Raw genomic sequence first — 18,325 nt, forward strand, 5'->3', positions numbered from 1 at the left:
CCATGGTCAACCCGGCGAACAGGTTGGCTAGGCGGGATGGAGTTCGGGACTTTGCCGAATGCGTTGTAGACCGCCACTTTCATAGACGTTTCGCAGATGCTTGTCCCGATGGACTGGGGGTGCAGCGATCAAGATGTAGCAAGTCAATACGGGAGCAGACTAGAGCCGACTCCATATCAATGTGATCCGCGTGGATGTGCGGATACACAGGAAGGATCATTGCCTTAGCTGCATCTGCCGATGCGACAGCGCCAAGGGAGAAAGCACCAAGCACAAGGATTGGGACGTTCTCGTTTACGTCTTTCCAGAGCCAATATCGGCCTTCGGCGGTGAGCACATCCAAGAGATTGCGCCCATTGCTTAGCTGTGCGTTCGGATCAGCGCCGAACATCAAAAGGCTATGTAGTAGATCGACGTAGCTGGAAGCTTCGTAGCGGTGATCACCCATCCACTTGCTCGGATGATCGAGCATCGAAAGGTTGTGGAGAAAGATACATGTGATGTCGTCAACGGCATGGGGACCATCCGACCTACCCAAGCACACTGAATTCGCTACTTCAATCAACTTCTTTTGCCATGGGTTCGAACAAGCATTCATCCTGGCAAGCTCGCGCTCCATGATTGGCAAGCGTTCGATAGCATTGATCATTCCTGCATCTCCATTCTTTGTTTGAGTAAAATCAGTCAAAGGCAGATGCAACGAAAGTCAAGGGATGAGGCGTAAGAAAAAGGCCCCGAAGGGCCTCTTTTTACATCGACTGTGCTTTGGTCTTTTGCTCCCATGGCTTTTCAGACTGAGTGATCGTTGGCTTGGCAGTGAACTTCTCCATCTCTCCCTCCTGCGGAACACGTCCTTTTTCGCGCATGAATGCATTGAATTTCTCTTCGTGTTGCTTCTCTTCGTCAATGCCATCTCGGTTGATGAACTGCTTCTGATAGCCGTCGTTGTTCTGACTGCGTGACACGCGCTCCGCGTTCTGCGTTTGCGCATGTATGATTTGTTCAATTTGGTCAGAGCGATAGACCGACAGCTTGCTTTGGAAATCGACCTGACTAACCTTCGATTTCAGCAAATCCGGATCGGCGCTTTTGGACAGTGAAGTAAGTTCAGTTCTCAGAGCATCGCTCACTTGGGAGGTGATCTTATGTTCCTCTTGTTTAAATGACTTGACTTGATCAGTCATTGTCATCTGTGGACCTGGGCTGTTTTGATAGAACTCGTTGCGTCTCTTTTGTGCTTCTGCAAAACTTGTCATGAATGGTCTCCAAAGTTGGGGTAAAACTAACGTAAGGCAAACTGGGACCTTGTAAAGCATTTAGCCCCGAGCAATCGGGGCTAATGCTGTAGAGAGAGAGTCGATCAGGCCGATCTGTTCTCTCTCATGAAATCCTCCACTTGATCTGCCTCTAGGCCTCCGACTTCACAGATCTCTGTTCGCGTTGAACCGGCGCGCGACACGACGATCAATGCCTGGCCTTGGAACAGCGTGTTAGCAAAATCGTCATCGTCCATCACCCAGGACAACTCAGTGCCCTGCACTGTTTCAAGATCGAAGTTCTTAATTCGAGCAACGTCTTCAAAGCGGTGCGCCGCATCCTTTACGTCGATTTGTCGGGGAGCGGAGTGGACATAGGAGTTCTGGATCGCGCCGACTCCCTTCTCTCTCAGCTTCTGCATGAAGACAGCATCGGGGTGCTCAGGATCTACCAGGGCGCTATTGGCGTAGCGCTGGAGCATAGCCTGGTTGTTGATCCCCACTGACGCGGTTTTATATGGCGTGAGCCTGGCTTTGCCCAACATTTCTTGGAAATACTTGTATGTGCTATGTGAGCTTTCGTTCTGCATAAGAACTTTGGTAGCAAATAGCTCGAACAAGTTGTGCGCCCCGTGCTCACTGAAATTAGCAAGGAAGGAGCTGATATTCTGCGTCAAGAACACGAAGTAGCAGCCCAAGCTTCGTGCCATTGCGATTAAATCACGCTCTGCTTCGCCGATGACCGACTGAGCCTCATCGATGAAGTTGAAGACAGGGTTGTGCCCTTCAAGGTCAGCCCAATTGACAGGGCGATTTTTGATGAGGTTGTAGACTCGCATTCGCACGATGTCTGCTGTGATCTGTCCACCCACCCCATGGACCATGGTTGGCAAGTTCACCCCGATCCAGAGCTTATTGGTCAACACGCCTTGAAAGTCGATGCCTGTCTCGGTGTCGGCCCACAGAACTCCATCCGCGTTTTTGAGATGTCGCCCACGGAAGACGTCGTTCAAGGCGTTGTCGATGTTCGAAGTGATGCTGGTGCGGGTTTCAGGTGCCATCACTGCCCAGGTGTTTGCGAAATACGAGACTGACCCTTTGATCTGGTTGGCTGCATCCGCCACATTCAGATAGCCAGATTTTTCAATGAAGTCGAACGCGCCCCGGAACTCTTCGTGGAGCTCGAACCCTTTTTCCGTTTGCTTGATCTGATTGACTACATTTAAGAAGCGCTGGATCTGACCAATTGTCCAGTAGCACGAGCGCGGCTGCTTCAAAGATGCTTCCAACTTGCGGATATTTGCTCTGGTCTCAGCAATTGCATTTTTGGCGTGCGACAATCGCTCTTGATCACCCTCCAGCTCAGCCAATCGCTCGATAGAAGTGAATTTGATCAACTGCTGTTCTTCGTCAGAGATCAATAGTGCCGTGTTACTGCGAACAAACTTCTCGGCTTCGCATGCCGCTTCAACAATCATCGCTACGTGCTCTAAGACGATGAAGCCCATGCTTGTCCAGAAGCTGCTTTCGTCCTCGGACATTTTGCCCTTTCGCTTCAACTCTCTAAACGCCTGGACAAGCTGTTGAGCATTCATCCCTTGGCTTAGAGACAGGTTGATACCAGGCTCAATCACGATATCCATCAAGCTCATCACTTCGCGAACCAGCACATTTTTGCCGTCACCGACAATGGCTCCTGCCCATTTCGTCAACTTGACCAATGCCATGAACTTTCGAAGCCAGAAGGTCTTGCCGCCACCAGACTTGGCGATGACCAAGATGTGTTGAGAAGTGTCCTTTAACGAAGCCACCAGCATTTTTCCGGGGACGGGCGCAAAGCGATACATCTTGTTGAACAAGAAGCCAGTGGCTTTTCCCAGGGGAATTAGCGGCGTCTTATCATTGAGCGCACGCAACGCCTGAGCGACCCATTGCTTCCTCATCATGCTGCGCGCAGTCTTCTCGTGACGACCGACAGTGAAGTGATTGCTGTTTGACGATGTCTCGGACGTGCGGGTTTCGCGCTCGATCTGCGCATAGCGGATACAATACAAATTCGGCACTGCAAAAATGAAAATCAAACTAAGAGGTGCAGGGAGGATCGAAACAGCCACGGCATAGACAACGAATGAGACTTCGACCTTCAACGCCCTCGTGAATAGATCGAGTGATTTCTCATGCTTAGTCCCTTGCTTACTGCTGAAATAGCAACAGGCAAAGGTGAGGGCTATAAGAACCAGAAAGCCGATTCCAAAAGGAATTAGGCCCGATCCTGTTAAGACCCCTCTGAGGGCATGCATACCAGCTGCGCCAATACTCTCGTCAGCTCGAGCTCTTTCGAGCGACGCAATTCCGACAATCAATGGCCCGACAAGCAAACAGAAGAAGGAACCGATAGCATGTGACGCTGACTTATCGAGGCGAATGGCTTTGAGATACGGCACTGCTGCAAAAAGAGCCAGGTATCCATAAGCTCCAAGGAAGCGACTAAGAATGAAAGCTGCGCAAGCGATCACGGGAAGCGCTGCGAACATCAATGGCATTGCCGACGAGACAGATCCAGTGATCGTGTCTTGAGGAAGCACTGCGCCATCCATGGGCTTGCCAGAACGCGTGATCTTAGAATTCTCAAAGCGAACGATCATGTCATCAGTGGCGTCTGGCATCCACGGCTCAAGGTCCTTCGAATGCTTCAAATCATCGCTTACGTGCCAGCGGCCATCGGGGAATTGAATTGCCCCATACGCTTCAACAATGGCCTGATCTTCCTCTTTGACATCGACCAAGATGTTGCTCGGCACTTTGATGAAGTCATCGAACGCGCCGACAACTTCATGAATTTCGTCATTGGTGCGCTCTTGGATTGACGCTTCAACATCAACAAATCGCTTCAAGCCCGGGACTTTGCCGAGAACACTCAGCACCTGAAAGATAGTCGGGATCATAGTTCACCCTCCTTTTCCATCACCTCTTGGCACTTCGGATTGACATCGGAGCCAGTCTCGATTGATTTCTGATACTGCGTTTTGCACGCCTCATATGACGGCGCGAGACCTACTGCGCTACCTACCTTGTTCCCGAGTGAACCTAGGCCCAGCATCATCATGAAGGCAAGTAACATGAGAGTGATGAGGGCTATGCTAAGCAAGCATGCATAGACACCTACATAACCCGTCTCTACTCGTCTGCGTATATCGGCCCTTTGACAGTCTCTCCCCCAGCCCGCCTGCGTCATGACCCCGTCCAGCGGGTAGCGGTCTTTGTGGAAGTAGTAGTAAGTGCGAATAACATCGGGGTGCAACGGACCCAGTCCCTTGCTTTCAACGCTTCCAATGAGAAGCCTTCCGTGAAGATGCATCCAGCGCGATCCATCCGCGCTTTTGACCTTTGTTCTAAATTGGCGAAATAAACTTTCGAACACACTGATCTCCTATTTTTTGAGTGGTAGATCAGCAATAAGCCAAAAAGCGAAAAGCGCAACATATTAGCTGCGCTTTTTGTCTACTTTAATTGCTCTGCGAAGTGATCGAGATCATTGTTAGCTTTGTCTACCCAATCACTCCGCTTTGCCTTGGGTTGTTCAATTTGTTGTCGCATCGCTGATCGCTCTTTGGGTGCGCGAGCAACCGCTTTGGGTGCAGGTGATCGGTCTACCTTCTGAGGCATCGGTGCAGCCGACCTTCGCCGTTCCTCGACAATGGGCGTCAAAGCCACTTCCTGAACAGGCTCTACGACCTGGACGGGCTCGGAGGCTTTGGGCGCTTCCTGCACCTGAGGTGGTGGCGCAACCGGCAGTGTGGAAGGCAACTCGACCTGGTGCGGCTCAGGGGTCTGCTCGCTCTCGTGTTGCGTCCAGACCCATGCACCTGCTCCCGAAAGAGCGGTGAAGACTGCTATGGAAGCCAGGATCTTGAAAGTTGGCTTCGATAGGGCTTTGGGATTGGCAACAGGTGTGTTCTCGATGACCGTGCTTTGCTTTTCCCGATCAAGCTCAGCATCCTGGATCTGCTTAATCTCTTCGTGCTCTGTTCGCTTCGCATCTTGTGCCTGCTTCCATGCATCTGCCTTATCTTTGGCGCGCTGCGCTTGTTCCTGGGCAAGCTTGGCAGCCTTGGCCGCAACCTCTTTGGCAAATCCGCTAGTGGCTTTTGCAGTTGCCTTGGCCGCGACCTGGGTCTGTTTCAAGCGCAGATCCATCTTCCGATCTTGAACTTTCTGCTCATCTAGAGGGTTTGGAAAAGATGGTCCACCCTCTTTTTCAGCTTTAAGCTTTGCAGCTTTTTCCAATAGTTTTTTTCGTTCGTAATCACTGATACTCATCTTGATCTCCTTTTGAGATAAGGAGAGCCCCGAAGGGCTCCACTTATTTCAACTCCGGCAGTGGGGAGACTAAGATGCGGTGGGGTGTTACTTTTCCGCATTGATTGTCGAGTTTGTGTTTTTCCAAAGCTGCTCGCCCATTGAGTTCACCGACGACTGCCAAGCACCCTGCTCCACCTTCGGTTCGAACAGTCAGCTCATTTTTTGACGACTTCAAGATTGCGCTCAGCTTGTCGAAGAAGGCTTTGGTCTTTTCGTCCGGCTTGACTACGGATGCGGGGTCATACTCGATCAGTAGACCTTGGAATTTTTCCGTGGCTTTGCCATCAGCAGTGGTCTCAGTCTTCACGTCCACTGTGGCCTTCATTCCCGCCAAGCGGGCGGCATCTGCGGCTTCACGTGCTCGTGCCAGCTCTTGCTTGTAAGCAAAGCCTCCACCGATCAATCCGCCCGCCGCACAGCCTTTCAGCGCACCGTCCTTGCCTGCAAAGATGGCCCCGAGTGCACCACCAGCTGCGCAGCCAATTCCCGCACCTTTCGCGACTGTGACTTTGTTGACCGGAGATGCACTTCCACCGGCAAGTTGATCAATGGTGGCGCATCCAGCGAGCGAGGAAGCAAGCATTGCGATCATCGTTAATTTTAGTTTGTTCATTTAAATCTCCTTTGTTAGTTAGGGTTGTTGTTAGTTTTGGTGAAGCCTTGACTCTGCATCCCATTCAATATTTCTCGGCTCGATCTCACTGCCGGCATCGCTTTTTCTTGGATCGGTTCACCGTTCAATGCATCTGAAAGATTGCGAACAAAGGCCTTGGTCAGATCAGTGCTTCGTTCGATGTGCCGCTCGGATGCCTCGTTCATTGCCTGGACTCCTGCACTTAGATCAGCAAGAAGTTCTCTACGAACTTCTGCCAGTCGCTTTTCCTCGCGATCAGCAAAACCCCTAAGCTCTTGCATTGTTTTTTCATGGAGCTCATTGAGCAGTTGGCTGTTCAACAGTCCATCGACAGCTAGTCGCACCAACTCATTGACGCTTGTTCTTTTCCGAATTGCCATTGCACTGAGTGATCTCAATTGATCACTCTCAAGTAATACATTTCTTTTGATCAGCTTCATAAATTCTCCGTTTGGCATAAATTGACCGTAAGGCGATTCCGTGAATTGGCAAGGGGTCTGCTTAAAACTATTTAGCGAAAGATGCTGAGGGGAATTGAAGGCATTAAAAAAGCCCCTTGTCGGGGGCTTCTTTCAATCCTTGCGGTGCAAAGCTCTCAGAGGCTCTACACAGGGCGCGCGGGGGTCAGCGCGGAACACCCCAAGGTGCGTCATGTGTATGATCTAGACTTGTGAAAATGACGATGCCTTTGCCGTTCCGCCAGCCGACGCTTCTGCCTTTTCTTTACGCTCCTGGTCTTTCTTTTCGATGCTGACTCTTGCGCCGATCTCTATTTCTGCTTCACTGAAATGAGATCAAGCAAGAACCGGAGACGACAGATTTTATGGAGACAACAGACAAAATTAGGATCGAGCAAGTGAACGAAGCAAAGCAAAGTTCGCTTGATGATCCGATCGCGATTTTCAGCCAAGCCATCTCTGAACTATCGGCTCGCCAATCATTCCATCTGCCAACAAAACTTCGTGGGCAGTTGAGATCGATGCAGACCTCCTGCCCCATCTGCCAGACCGACTTCACCAAGGAATCATCAATCGTCGTTGCTCAGATCGTTCCCATTGAGCACGGCGGCCCGGATGACTTCTCGAACTGCTTACTGTGCTGTGAGCGCTGCAATCGCATGCGCGGCACTTCAGATTTGCTCAGCCTGGGCGGTGCGTTCTGCAGCCCAGCTGCTGCCCCACCCCTTCCATCGCACGGCCGCGTCCTGGGCTTTTCCCCAACTGACCTGATGCAGCGCCGCGTCGAGCTCCTGGCGCGCTCTGCCAATCACTGGACGCCCCATACTCGCAATTCGATGAAGAGCACAGTGTTGAAGCACCTGGCCAAGCGTTGGGCTGAGCCGCGCTTTCGTGTCTTCGCGCACCGCAGTTCTGAGCTAGCTTTGGTTGGCTTAGGCTCGCGCTCAGGTGACGCTCAGAGCTTGGGTGCTGCTCGTGTGCTGACCAAATTTCTTGGAGCCGATACGGTGTCTGTGGGAGCTTCTAGCCAAGTGTTCAAGGTTGCCCCCGATCTGTTCTTGCCACTGATCTGGTCACTCATCGAGCTCAACGCCTTGATGGTGCCAGTGCGAGTCCCTGGCAAAAACGCACATGCGCTCGGTAGCGAGTGGCAAGACTTCTGGCCAGATCATGTTCGGTCTGTCGCTGCGCTCAGATCGCGCCTACGGCCTAATCATGCCAGCAAGTTCGGTGAGCTCGCCCGCTGCCCTGACGCATCTCGCGTCCTTTCGGATAGACCAGACGCGATAAGAAAGCGTCGGAAAAGTGCTGCGAAAGTTGAGGCTAACCGCAGCCAGCGGCTCGCTGTCTATCACCATAAGCGAATCGTCGAGGCTTCCAAAGACGGTGCTTATGCCGTCCTGGAAGCTCGCCTTTTCTCACTACTCTAATTAGCAGAGCTCCCAAACGTCGGGAAGATGATCGTCATAGCTCGACGCCAACCCCGTATCGCTCTCATCGGATATTTTTTGGATTTCAGGATATCCAAGCCAGGTTTCAACACCAAAATCATCATCCGGGATTGAGTCGATATCAATCATTTCCAAAGCCTCTGCCGGAGAGTCGGCTTCGACTTCGATGTAAGCCGACACTTGCACAACCCCGTTAACCTCAACCGTGTATTTCATGATCCGTCTCCAAATCTTGGCGGGATGCCAAGCTTCGAAACGACGATATCCGTCACCTCAAAATCAGGACACGAGAACACCGTCCCTATTCCTAAATGCTCGTTCAGCAACAGACATCACCTATGAAAGACCCCGCATAAGCGGGGCTGTGGAGTGCTGTGAGCTTCTATGAAAATTACCCAGGCTGGACCGCACGAGCTGAAATTTCGTCGATCCAATTCGCTTGGGCAATGCCGGCAGCTGCTTCAATCGCGCAATCGACAGCGTGAACGCTAATGTGCTCTGTCCCTTGCTTCTCCAACGTGACTAAGCCGAAAGGACCATCTACTCCAAAGAGGTGGAAGTCACCCTGCACTACCGAGCACGCCTGACAATGGTTAGCAAGGTAGCGCGTGCCCGATCCCTTCGTCGTCGCCATAGCCATCCATGGGGCAACTGCTGAGATGTGCCGTGCGGCTGGAAGGTTGATCGACTCCACAAATCTGAAAACGGCTGCATCTTCGACGGAGAGCTCTTCGCCGTCATCGAAGCGCTCAACGAAGCTTGGCACCCACAAAGCGCTGACCGGCACCACGGCTGCGCATGTCCAGCACTCGTGTTTGGTCGTCAGCACTGCAAAGTTTGGGGCCAGGATGCTCGATCCAAGCTCCGGGGACTCTCCCAACGGCCCTTGACGCGATAGCTCGATCATCTCACTACCTCCCGACGCATCGACTTCACGGAATGTCTCTCACTTCCCACTGAATTAAGATATCAGTGCTGCTAATATCCAAGATCTTCACGAGCAGTGCCATGGTAGCGTTGGCTTTAGCAATGACAGCTATCTCCCCCACCCCAAGTCTCGCAAAATGCGACGGGTCCTGGTAGAGCACTGGATCAGGGATATCACCAAACTTTGTGATATCCGGCGCTAAGCGCACTGAGTCATTGTCGGACACAAGGTCAATGCGGTCGAGTGGCATCGAGAGAGGACTGATACTAAAGCTGATCTTTCTGTGATCGTCTATCGAAAATTGAACCTCGAACTTCTTTCCATTCTTGACCGAACGAATTCGGCGCTTCCCATCACCAATCGCTTTACTAAAGTCGTCGAAGGGAAAGGTCACAGCCTCAATTCTCTGACGGATTTCAAGCGGGAAAACCTCAATTTTTATCCCGCCATCGCGAAGAGAGTTCATCCCATTTGCATAAATTCGACCATTTGGATCTAGAACACCGATACTGACCGTTGATATCCCAGACTCCAAAATCAACGCACAGCAAGATTTTTTGGGTTGATCGACGCTCATCTCAACGCAGGGCTCGAGTGTTGTATGGATCTTAGCCCCGTTGAGTTGATCTACACTCAGCTTCTCAATGGCAACTCGTTCGGCGTGGACACCCTTCACCTCCCCTTTGAAACCCGTTGACAGCACACGTCCATTTTTAGATATGACTGCGCCAATCTTCGGGTATTCAGGGCACTTCAACATTTCCTGTATAGCTCGATCAAAGAGCTCGCTTTCAGTTAGGCTTTCCAGTGTTCCAATCGTCATTGAACTAGACTCATCTCTTTGATGGAGGCACGTTTACTTCCCGTTTTTTGCGCTCTTTCCACGTCTCTACCACGAAAAGGCAAAGGGAATGGGCGGAATGGACGACAAGGCGCGCGTGTCTTGGAGCGACCTTGTAGGCGCGTTTGTGCTGGCCGTGGGCACTGCCCGCATGCGTTCGATAAGCACCGAGCCCGTCAATGATGGAGCTTAGCCCTGACAGCACACGCTTCAAGTCATCGTCTTCCAGCTGCTCAGGCGACAGCTTCAAGTGCTTAGCAACGACAACCCACAGGGGCTTCACTGTCTGACTCGTGGGTAGGTCCAGGCGCTCAGTGGCGATGTAGTGCTTACAGAGAGCTTCGACAATGGCGCATGCTGCCGTGACGGCAGCAGCCGGATCACTGTCAATGAATCTCACCGCTCGCTCAAACTCTTCCTCCACTTCTGCGACCGAGAAGTCCTTCAAAGCATCGCCGAACGCCTTGCTTGGAGCTGTGACAGAGTGAGCGCCCAGAATGCGGCCGCCAAATCCATAGGACAGTTGATAGCGAGCAAGAATTTCATTGATTCGCTTGCGAGCAGTGAGCTCTTTGTCGGGATCCCAGGTCGAGACCTCACCATCCATCAGCGTTTCAATGAGCTTGCCAAGGATCGTGAAGGCCTTAGAGACATCCTCCTTCCCTTCTCTCACAAGCCAATTTTGAACCTTGTCAACGCAATTTCCCTCAGGAACATCGCCAGAAGCGCCTGCTTCGTAGAGCATCGTCTCCAAGCGTCGGTGACTGTAGTAGTAGGAGCCAACGACATCACCAATGGTGGCAGCCAACGGCTTGGGGAACTCTTTCAGCATGGCTTGCTCCGGTCAGTAAGGAGTTGGCATGGCCGACAATGCAGCCTGTCCGTAGAGCATAAATGCAGCGCCGAGCGCATAGATCAGCCATCCATATGCTGGGCGCACAAATGCGACAAGAATCGACCCGAAGATCATCGGGATCGCCGTGATCCCAAGGTAGTAGCCCCAAGTTGACGGAATCGTGCTTACCGAACTTGGCGACTCCTGGAACTCCACAAGTAGCCCGAAGGCGAGCCAAGACGCGAGAGGCCCCAAGAACAGAAGAGCCAGCCCGTGCACGAATCGCATTCGCCTGCGAATTTTAGAATGTGGCATCTAGAGCACCTGCCGATAGACCACACGCTTGTGCTCGTCGTTGGTGTAGCAGACCAGTGATGCCATCTTGCCAAAGACGCCTATCTTTTCTACGTCCCATTCGTTCCTATATTCCGGATAGGTGTGCAGATGCATGGTGTCTCCCTTGACGAAGTCAGGTCGCTCAAAGGTCACACCGTAAGCCATGGCAATCGGGCCGTAATTTTTAGCTTCCTCTACTGCCACTGGACACTTCGAGGGCAACGCATAGCTTGCGTATTGGGAGGAACGCTTAGCGATCTTACGAACATCTTGTGGGGACATGAGCACCGAATACTCGGTGTCTGTCTTCTTCTCAAACAGTTGGGTCTGTCCGTAGACCTCCCGCCTGTTGACTAGCGGCGCACCCTCGACACTAGCCAGGCGGCAAGCCAATGTGTTCTTCAAGGCGGTGAAATCGTAGTCCGTGCAAAAGCTGGGATCCGCTGTATACGCCCCTTGATCAGCATCATATTTGACCTTCGTCGTGAATTCGAAGAGATAGACTTTGCCGGCATCAATGCCAACAGGTAGAGATAGCTCCGCTTTCCGCTTCTCATAGTCCGCGGTGGTTTCGAACTCGCCTTTTGCCACCTGGTTGCGTGCCCGGATGAGCTCCTGGTAGAACCGGATGGGAGGATTCAAACGAACCGTCTCACCATCGAAGGCTTTGCCTACCCAAGGCTCCTCTGTAATGACAATCGGAGGCTTGCTGTTTGCCACGTGACCGGAGGTTGTTGAAGCCGCGTCCTGCTGACAACCTACAAAAAAGACGCATAGTGCGGCCAGGACGGCCGGTGAAATGGTAGAGCGCACGAACTTCCCCTGTTCCCTTGACTACAACCGCATTGTAAGCGCTACGTGAAGGCGAGGGTGTCAGATTTTTCCTGACACCCGGCGGACGCGCTGTGCGCTGGATCAAAGACGATGGGAACTGGTGACTTGCATTGCTGAGGACGGACCAAGACTACGCTGGCTCGCAACGCGTTCCTTGAAGCTCGGTGGAGCTTCCACTTTGTTTGTCTGGAACTCTTCTTGGGTCAACATAGACTCATCAGCGCGCTTGGTATGCGAGCACCTTTCCACGACACGCCACCCATCTTCCGTGTTCTCGTCATCGTATTCATCGTATTCGACTCGATCAAGTCGAAGGCTGCTATCTGAGATGATGTATGAAGTTCCGTTTTCATCTGTAATAACAGCACCAGCTAAACCAAGATGATAGGCGGTTCGGCCGCGTATGCTCTGCAAATCCCAGGCTGGATCTTCTCCATTGGCATATTCAATAAGCTCATCGTTGCCACTACAGTCGTCAAACTCAATCGCGCATGTCCACAGATTTTCCCACTGTTCTTTATCGTAATCCAATTCAAGGCAGGCTTTTTCGAACGCAGACCTAATATCTTCCCCCCTAACAATTAACGGGTTTCCATGCCTGTCAGACATGTAGTCAATAGAATTGGTTGGTGATTCATCCAGGTTATGAAGCATATCGGTAGTGAGCATATTCCACTCATCTTTAAGCTCTATTCGATACGTTACGTCACCAAAGTGATCTAGAGCGTTATCAGAAAAGCACAGTCCACGAATGAGGTTATCCTTCGTAAAATCATCTAATGGAATTTTGCAAAGATTTTCATTGTCAGTGCAGTGATATAAAAACATGAGATCTCCTAATTATTTGAACAACCTCATTAAAACGCAAAACTATTCTTTAGCAATGTTTTTTGCCATTTATTCGTGAGAATTCGCTCGCCATAGGTGGCATCGCAATGAGCGCTCACGGCGGTAGACTGCTGCACATGCAATGAGTGATCTACGCACCTAATTCAGTCCGCCCAGGAGGGCAAATGTCTGTCATTACAATGATCGCGGGTGCTGTCAGCACCGCTTCGCTTATTGCCTTGATCCACTATGTTTGGAGTGCCCACTTCCAGCCACAAGCGTTCGTTCGCCGCGCCCACATCCAGTCGGGCATGTCACCCCTAAAGTGGACCTACTTTGGCCTTGCGTGGCTAGGCGTTGCCATCTTCATCTATGGGGGCACCAAAAGCGCTTTGTTTTGGATGCCGGACGACTGGGGCTGGACAGACGAAGACGGAGATGTGCAGCCACTTAGATCCTACTTCGCGGTTGCGGCAGCAGTCCTGCTGACGTTTCCTGCCTTAGGCTTCATCTACCGTGCAGCAGCGGATCGATGGGATGCCATTGAGCGGAAGAGCCCTGGTTCGTGAGCAAGCGACTCGGGCCCGCCCGGGGCGATCAATGATCGCGTGCGAAGCACCCAAGGCGCGGCAGCACGAAGTTGTCGTGCGAATTCCATCTTTGATTTGATGAGCTGCTGGACTTCCCAACGCCGACGTTCTTCTCTCTCTACCAGCCACTGCTTGGCCCGTTCAACGGCACGCCATTTATGAGCCTCGATGGCCTGGCTCTGCAAGAAAATTGAACCTTTGCCCGAAATCAGAACCGTGTCTCGTCCGTAGACGTTGACCAGGCCCTTCCGTGCTGCTCTGTCAAAAGCATGATCAAAATCAGACTGAGCGTAGCCCGTTAGTTCGTGAAGGAAGTCTGCTGGGGAGCAAAGACCAAAGCTCTCTTTAGCGGCAAGGCAAACTTGGACATGTGAGATATAAGCGTTCATATGAGTCTCCTTGGTTAGACGAATCGGCGGACTGATTTGGTGCCATCGAAGCAGCAGAACTCAACACGAGTCTCAACTTGCTCGTCACTGGTCCGGCTACTCGTCATCAACCCTTTGAAGCGCTTCCAATAAATGCCCAAGGAAAGCTTGGGAAGTCCTAAACCGTCTTTACCTATGCGCTCTCTAAGCTGTTCGGGGGTAGTGATGTCTTTGAGTTTAATTTGAGTGTTCATAAGTGATCTCCTTACCTTATATTCATTGAAAGGCAGATCGAACTTTTGTCAATAGATGTAGCAGTAAAAAACCGCCTTTCGGCGGTCTTTTTTTTACACATAGCAGTTGAGCTCTCGCTCGGGCCTTTGACCCAATGGCATAAACAGCCCGTTTTCTGTGTAGATCCAAAGCTCTTCGTCTACGACATTTGTAGACGCTGCCTCATCCCAGACAAGCAATCTCTCCTTGATGCTTGCTCCAGTTGAAAGAAAGACTCCCTCTTTGATCGAAATAACTCCGGCCTCACGAGCCTTGCAGATGAGTCTCTGAATTGCGTTGATTTTCATGTGATCTCCTTTATTGAGTGGATGAATCAAGCAAAAGGCAGATCGAACTTTTGTCAAGCTTTCAGGATCTAATCAGTGCCTCTAAATCAGAGGATTGGTGCTTACCCGACCGCCAGCACCTGGGAGCGCAGCGCAAGGCGACCGATGGGAGACACAAAAAAGCCCCGGCGAAGGGGCTCTATCTTGAACTTGGGTAGGTGCATCAGAGCCTTCGGGCCTGGGCTCTTTGAGTGGCCGCAGTGCCCTGGCTGTCAGACTTTGCTTGATCAACGCATTGATTGAAGCTCTGTTGGATTTGGATAGTTGAGGCTTGAAGCTCTCTCATCTTTAACTTCGCTTCGACAGCTCTTACCATCGCCGACTCCGTTTCATCAAGACTCTCACAAGCGGCGTCTACATCAGATACAGGAATGAGCAACTCAATAATTTCTTGATGCCCACCAAAAGCAGCCCAACCCAATGCTTGCGAGTTATGAGACTTAGGATCCGAGACAGGAATTAGAATTTCAGCCATTTGCAGATATCCTAATTTCGAGGCATCCCATAGAGCATAGCGAATTGACTCAGGGTCAGAGACAGGGATGAGCATTTCAACGATTTCTTTGTGTCCATTTTCTGACGCATACATCAGTGCCCTTGAACCATTTGCTTTAAAATCTGAGACAGGAAGGAGCATTTCAACGATCTCTTTGTGTCCCTTTTCAGCCGCATGCAGCAAGGCCCTTGAACGATCTGCCATGGGATCTGAGATAGGAAGAAGCATTTCAACGATTTCGTTATGCCCGAAAAAAGCAGCCCAGCCTAATGCTCGTGAGCGATCGTTGAGATCTGAGAAAGGAAGAAGCATGTCAACGACTCTGCTATGCCCTTTTTCCGCAGCAGCCTGCAATGCACAGCAGTGATCTGCCAATGGGTCCGAGACTGGCAATAGCAGCTCGACCATGTCGACGTCTCCATGTTCAGCCGCATAGCGCAGAGCTTTCGAATTCAGAGCCTTGGGGTCAGCGTATGGAATGAGCATTTCAACCAAATCTCTGCGACCTATTTCTACGGCATGTCGCAGCACGTAAGAGTTGTCTGCTTTGGCATCCGAATGCGGCAAGAGCAAATTTATGATTTCACTTCTTTGGGTGGCCACAGCGCAACGAAGCGCTGCGGAATTTCCCGTTCTAGCGTCTGCTACCAGCAGGAGCCTTTGAACCTGGTCAGCTCGTCCTTCTGCCACGGCTTCAATCAACAGGCGCTCATTTGTCATCGGCGGGCTCATCAGAGTCTCCTAGCCTGGGCTCTTGGAGTTGCCGCAGTGCCCAAGCTGTCAGAGCTAGCTTGATCAACGCATTCTTTAAAGCTCTGTGGGATTTGGACAGTTGACGCTTGAAGCTCTTTCATCTTCAATTCCGCCTCTATAGCCCTTATCAGTGAAATCTTTGAATCATCAAGCTTTTCGCAAGCTGCTTCCACATCAGACACGGGAATTAACATTTCAACAATGTCTCCGTATCCTTTACATGCGGCATCCCTTAATGCTTCTGAGTCACTTGCCTTAGGATCTGAAATAGGGATTAGCAATTCAACAATTTCCCTGTGCCCACAAGATGCGGCATCCCTTAATGCTTCTGAGTCACTTGCCTTAGGATCTGAAATAGGGATTAGCAATTCAACAATTTCCCTGTGCTCACAAGATGCGGCAACCCTCAATGCAGCTGAGTCACGAGCCTCTGGATCTGAAAAAGGAAGCAGCATTTCAACAATTTCTATGGCCCCCATTCCCGCAGCCCAACACAATGCCTCTGAGTCATTTGCTCGCGGATCAGACAGTGGAAGCAGCATTTCAACAACGTCTTTATGACTTTTACGTGCGGCATCCCGCAGTGCTTCTGAGTTATTTGCCTTTGGATCTGAGAAAGGAAGCAGCATTTCAACAATTTCTTTATGGCTTTCACGTGCGGCATCCCTCAGTGCTTCTGAGTTATTTGCCTTTGGATTTGAGAAAGGAAGCAGCATTTCAACAATGTCTTTATGCCCGTTGAAAGCAGCCCATCTAAATGCAATTGAGTCGCTGGCTTTGGGGTCTGATACAGGAATAAGTAATTCAACAATTTCTTTATGACCCCTTTCCGCAGCATGACGCAGAGCCTGCGAGTTATTTGCCTTAGGGTTTGATACTGGAATTAGTTTTTTAACTATTTCTACTTGCCCACACGCTGCAGCTTGAATTAGTTGCTCTTCATTAGTCATAGTGATCTCCTTTTCTCCAGTAAAAGGCCAATCGCATTTTTGTCAATACCCCTTAATATAAAAACTTCAACAAATAACCAAGAGAGCAAAGACTGCCCTCACAACCGCCGCACCTCAGCACGCGCATCTAGAGCTGGTGTCGCCCGATGCAGGAAATAGGCTTCCAGGCGTTTAGATGCCGCAAACCAAGCTCTCTCCCAGCAATAGCTCACAGCTTCCCCAGGACAGCAGTGCAGATAGAGAAGCCCCAGCAGGCCCTCGTGCTCCTCCTCCGCAGCGATTGCCATGGCTTTGCTGTATTCAGTTGGGCTACCTGGCCCAACGCTCCCTGCCCTAGCCCACCCAATCATCCGTAGGATCAACTCTGGGTCTGTGCCTTGCCGCAGATGGCACCAGTGTTCGATAGCCTCCGGGTCAGAGAGTGGATAGAGCACCAGGGCGGCTTGGACCCGAGCGTTCATTGCTGCGACCGCCAGCGCTTTCGAGTGCTGAGCCTTCGGGTCAACCTGGTCCAGCAGCTCATGCAACGTGACCAGGTCACCCGTTCTTGCTGCCTCGATGAACTGCTCTTCGTGACTACTCATCTGCGTCACCCATGTATCTAGCCTTAGTGACTACGAGGACGGTCTGCTCGCTCCTGAGCACTTGTGCCCCGAATTCTGCAAGGGCTATCAGCCCTGTTGTCCAAGGCTCGCCAGGGTCATCCAAGAGCTCTTGGATTGTGTCTCTGAGGCGCGGCGGCACAGTGATCATCGAACGATTTGTGCGAACGCCCTCCGCAGTGCGGTAATCGCGGAGCCGGGCTGTGCGATGGAGCTGCAAAAGGGCTTCACCCCCCTCTCTGGGCCGGTCTTCCAGGTCAAAGTAGGACTGCCGGCACTCGTGGTCACCAGGCTCAGGTGCAGACCTCAGCTCGACGTTGACCCGCTTCTCGCTGCGATGCCCGGGCTGATGAATGACGTCTAGCGCGGTATCGAGATCTGGAAGGCGTCTCATAGATCGCCCCAGGCTCGGCTGTCAAAGCCTCTCACTGCTCGCGCAATCGCTTTGATGTCCTGCTGAGCGTGGCTGGCTCTCACCCCCGCCCGATCAAAGACAGTCTCCCCGTAGCCATAACACGAGGCGAAGATTGCCCGATCCCTCACGATCAGCGCCCCGGGAGGAAGCTGTGCGAAGCGCTGCCGATGCTCTGAGCGGTCCGGATTGAACCGATTTGCCACAACGATATGGGGGAGACCCTTCTTCCGCACGAGCTCCATCGTTTTCAAGAACACGACAAAGCTCACCGCGTCTAGGAGCGTTGGGATGACATATACGTCAGCCTCAGGAACAAGACCGTTCTCAGGTAGCTTTGGTGGTGTGTCGAAGAGGTGGAAATCGTGCTGTGCCCGTGACTTCACGACACCTACCGTGAAGGGCGTCTCCCCGGCCAGCCTTGCCCAGGCAAGGGATGAGCCTTGGACGTCCAAGTCAGCGACATAGACGCTGGAACTTGGGTAAGTGCACTGCAAGCAGTGAGCGAGATTGAGGGTGAGAGTCGTGCGCCCTACTCCTCCCTTTCCATTGAGCATGCAGATCTTCATGAGAGCACCGCTTGGACTTGTGATGCGCGCTGACGGTTCCAATGACCCATCATTCGTCTATCTCGATCTTTAGCTCGGTTCTTTAAACGCGATGCTCGCTCTTCTTTTTGGTTTAAATGAACTTGATAGAACTTGATCGTTGTGTCGATGTCATATTTGATTTTCATACTGATCTCCAGCCAGGGTTATTCCCTAACTTGAG

21 protein-coding genes are annotated in these 18,325 nt (G+C 51.6%); 2 read left to right on the forward strand and 19 right to left on the reverse strand.

The features are described 5' to 3' along the window. Positions 1-79 precede the first annotated feature (79 nt). From AC5P6E_RS12205 to AC5P6E_RS12230, 6 genes are all read right to left on the reverse strand, one after another. Complete coding sequence (locus AC5P6E_RS12205; RefSeq protein ID WP_495231003.1) at positions 80-649, reverse strand: hypothetical protein; 570 nt, start codon at positions 647-649, stop codon at positions 80-82. 100 nt (positions 650-749) lie between these two features. After that, the gene (locus AC5P6E_RS12210; protein ID WP_495231004.1) at positions 750-1,256 is read right to left on the reverse strand and encodes a hypothetical protein; all 507 of its coding nucleotides are present in this window, start codon (positions 1,254-1,256) and stop codon (positions 750-752) included. Between the two features lie 104 nt (positions 1,257-1,360). Next, positions 1,361-4,201: a TraM recognition domain-containing protein gene (locus AC5P6E_RS12215; RefSeq protein ID WP_495231005.1), complete on the reverse strand. Its 2,841-nt coding sequence runs from the start codon at positions 4,199-4,201 to the stop codon at positions 1,361-1,363. Positions 4,202-4,757: 556 nt separating this feature from the next. After that, positions 4,758-5,576, reverse strand: coding sequence for a hypothetical protein (locus tag AC5P6E_RS12220; protein ID WP_495231006.1), 819 nt, complete (start codon positions 5,574-5,576; stop codon positions 4,758-4,760). Between the two features lie 43 nt (positions 5,577-5,619). Further along, positions 5,620-6,231, reverse strand: coding sequence for a hypothetical protein (locus AC5P6E_RS12225; protein WP_495231007.1), 612 nt, complete (start codon positions 6,229-6,231; stop codon positions 5,620-5,622). 14 nt (positions 6,232-6,245) lie between these two features. Next, complete coding sequence (locus tag AC5P6E_RS12230) at positions 6,246-6,692, reverse strand: hypothetical protein (RefSeq protein ID WP_495231008.1); 447 nt, start codon at positions 6,690-6,692, stop codon at positions 6,246-6,248. 416 nt (positions 6,693-7,108) lie between these two features. On the opposite strand from AC5P6E_RS12230, the gene AC5P6E_RS12235 reads away from it, so the two are divergent. Next, on the forward strand, positions 7,109-8,140 hold the full coding sequence (locus tag AC5P6E_RS12235; RefSeq protein ID WP_495231009.1) for an HNH endonuclease signature motif containing protein: 1,032 nt from the start codon (positions 7,109-7,111) through the stop codon (positions 8,138-8,140). On the opposite strand, the gene AC5P6E_RS12240 is transcribed toward AC5P6E_RS12235, so the two are convergent. The 6 genes from AC5P6E_RS12240 to AC5P6E_RS12265 all read right to left on the reverse strand — a co-directional run bounded on the left by AC5P6E_RS12240 (position 8,141) and on the right by AC5P6E_RS12265 (position 12,763). Next, positions 8,141-8,377: a hypothetical protein gene (locus AC5P6E_RS12240; protein ID WP_495231010.1), complete on the reverse strand. Its 237-nt coding sequence runs from the start codon at positions 8,375-8,377 to the stop codon at positions 8,141-8,143. It abuts the gene before it with no gap. 175 nt (positions 8,378-8,552) lie between these two features. After that, positions 8,553-9,068, reverse strand: a complete 516-nt coding sequence (locus AC5P6E_RS12245) for a hypothetical protein (protein ID WP_495231011.1) — start codon at positions 9,066-9,068, stop codon at positions 8,553-8,555. A gap of 25 nt (positions 9,069-9,093) precedes the next feature. Continuing rightward, positions 9,094-9,912 (reverse strand): cytidine/deoxycytidylate deaminase family protein, encoded by an 819-nt coding sequence (locus tag AC5P6E_RS12250; RefSeq protein WP_495231012.1) that lies wholly within the window; start codon positions 9,910-9,912, stop codon positions 9,094-9,096. 10 nt (positions 9,913-9,922) lie between these two features. After that, positions 9,923-10,762: an abortive infection family protein gene (locus AC5P6E_RS12255; RefSeq protein WP_495231013.1), complete on the reverse strand. Its 840-nt coding sequence runs from the start codon at positions 10,760-10,762 to the stop codon at positions 9,923-9,925. A gap of 318 nt (positions 10,763-11,080) precedes the next feature. Continuing rightward, positions 11,081-11,914: a hypothetical protein gene (locus AC5P6E_RS12260; protein ID WP_495231014.1), complete on the reverse strand. Its 834-nt coding sequence runs from the start codon at positions 11,912-11,914 to the stop codon at positions 11,081-11,083. Between the two features lie 102 nt (positions 11,915-12,016). Further along, positions 12,017-12,763: a hypothetical protein gene (locus tag AC5P6E_RS12265; protein ID WP_495231015.1), complete on the reverse strand. Its 747-nt coding sequence runs from the start codon at positions 12,761-12,763 to the stop codon at positions 12,017-12,019. 185 nt (positions 12,764-12,948) lie between these two features. Between AC5P6E_RS12265 and AC5P6E_RS12270 the strand changes: the two genes are divergently transcribed. Then, positions 12,949-13,332, forward strand: coding sequence for a hypothetical protein (locus AC5P6E_RS12270; RefSeq protein WP_407365403.1), 384 nt, complete (start codon positions 12,949-12,951; stop codon positions 13,330-13,332). A gap of 424 nt (positions 13,333-13,756) precedes the next feature. Here the strand turns inward: AC5P6E_RS12270 and AC5P6E_RS12275 are convergent, their stop codons facing one another. The 7 genes from AC5P6E_RS12275 to AC5P6E_RS12305 form a co-directional block, all read right to left on the reverse strand. Continuing rightward, positions 13,757-13,975, reverse strand: a complete 219-nt coding sequence (locus tag AC5P6E_RS12275; protein WP_495231016.1) for a hypothetical protein — start codon at positions 13,973-13,975, stop codon at positions 13,757-13,759. A 93-nt stretch (positions 13,976-14,068) separates the two neighbouring features. Further along, positions 14,069-14,302 carry a hypothetical protein gene (locus tag AC5P6E_RS12280; RefSeq protein ID WP_407619606.1) on the reverse strand — a complete coding sequence of 78 codons (234 nt, stop codon included), beginning with the start codon at positions 14,300-14,302 and terminating at the stop codon, positions 14,069-14,071. Between the two features lie 202 nt (positions 14,303-14,504). Beyond that, a complete protein-coding gene (locus AC5P6E_RS12285; RefSeq protein WP_495231017.1) occupies positions 14,505-15,569 on the reverse strand; it encodes an ankyrin repeat domain-containing protein in 1,065 nt (354 codons plus the stop codon). Continuing rightward, positions 15,569-16,540, reverse strand: a complete 972-nt coding sequence (locus AC5P6E_RS12290; protein ID WP_495231018.1) for an ankyrin repeat domain-containing protein — start codon at positions 16,538-16,540, stop codon at positions 15,569-15,571. Before AC5P6E_RS12290 ends, AC5P6E_RS12285 begins: the two co-directional genes overlap by 1 nt. Before the next feature lie 98 nt (positions 16,541-16,638). Further along, positions 16,639-17,124: a hypothetical protein gene (locus tag AC5P6E_RS12295; RefSeq protein ID WP_495231019.1), complete on the reverse strand. Its 486-nt coding sequence runs from the start codon at positions 17,122-17,124 to the stop codon at positions 16,639-16,641. Between the two features lie 408 nt (positions 17,125-17,532). Next, entirely contained in the window at positions 17,533-18,123 is a 591-nt protein-coding gene (locus AC5P6E_RS12300) for an AAA family ATPase (protein WP_495231020.1), read from the reverse strand. Beyond that, positions 18,120-18,290, reverse strand: coding sequence for a hypothetical protein (locus tag AC5P6E_RS12305; RefSeq protein WP_161771322.1), 171 nt, complete (start codon positions 18,288-18,290; stop codon positions 18,120-18,122). Before AC5P6E_RS12305 ends, AC5P6E_RS12300 begins: the two co-directional genes overlap by 4 nt. Positions 18,291-18,325 lie beyond the last annotated feature (35 nt).

This window comes from Stenotrophomonas sp. YJH_SMC_16 (assembly GCF_059367875.1).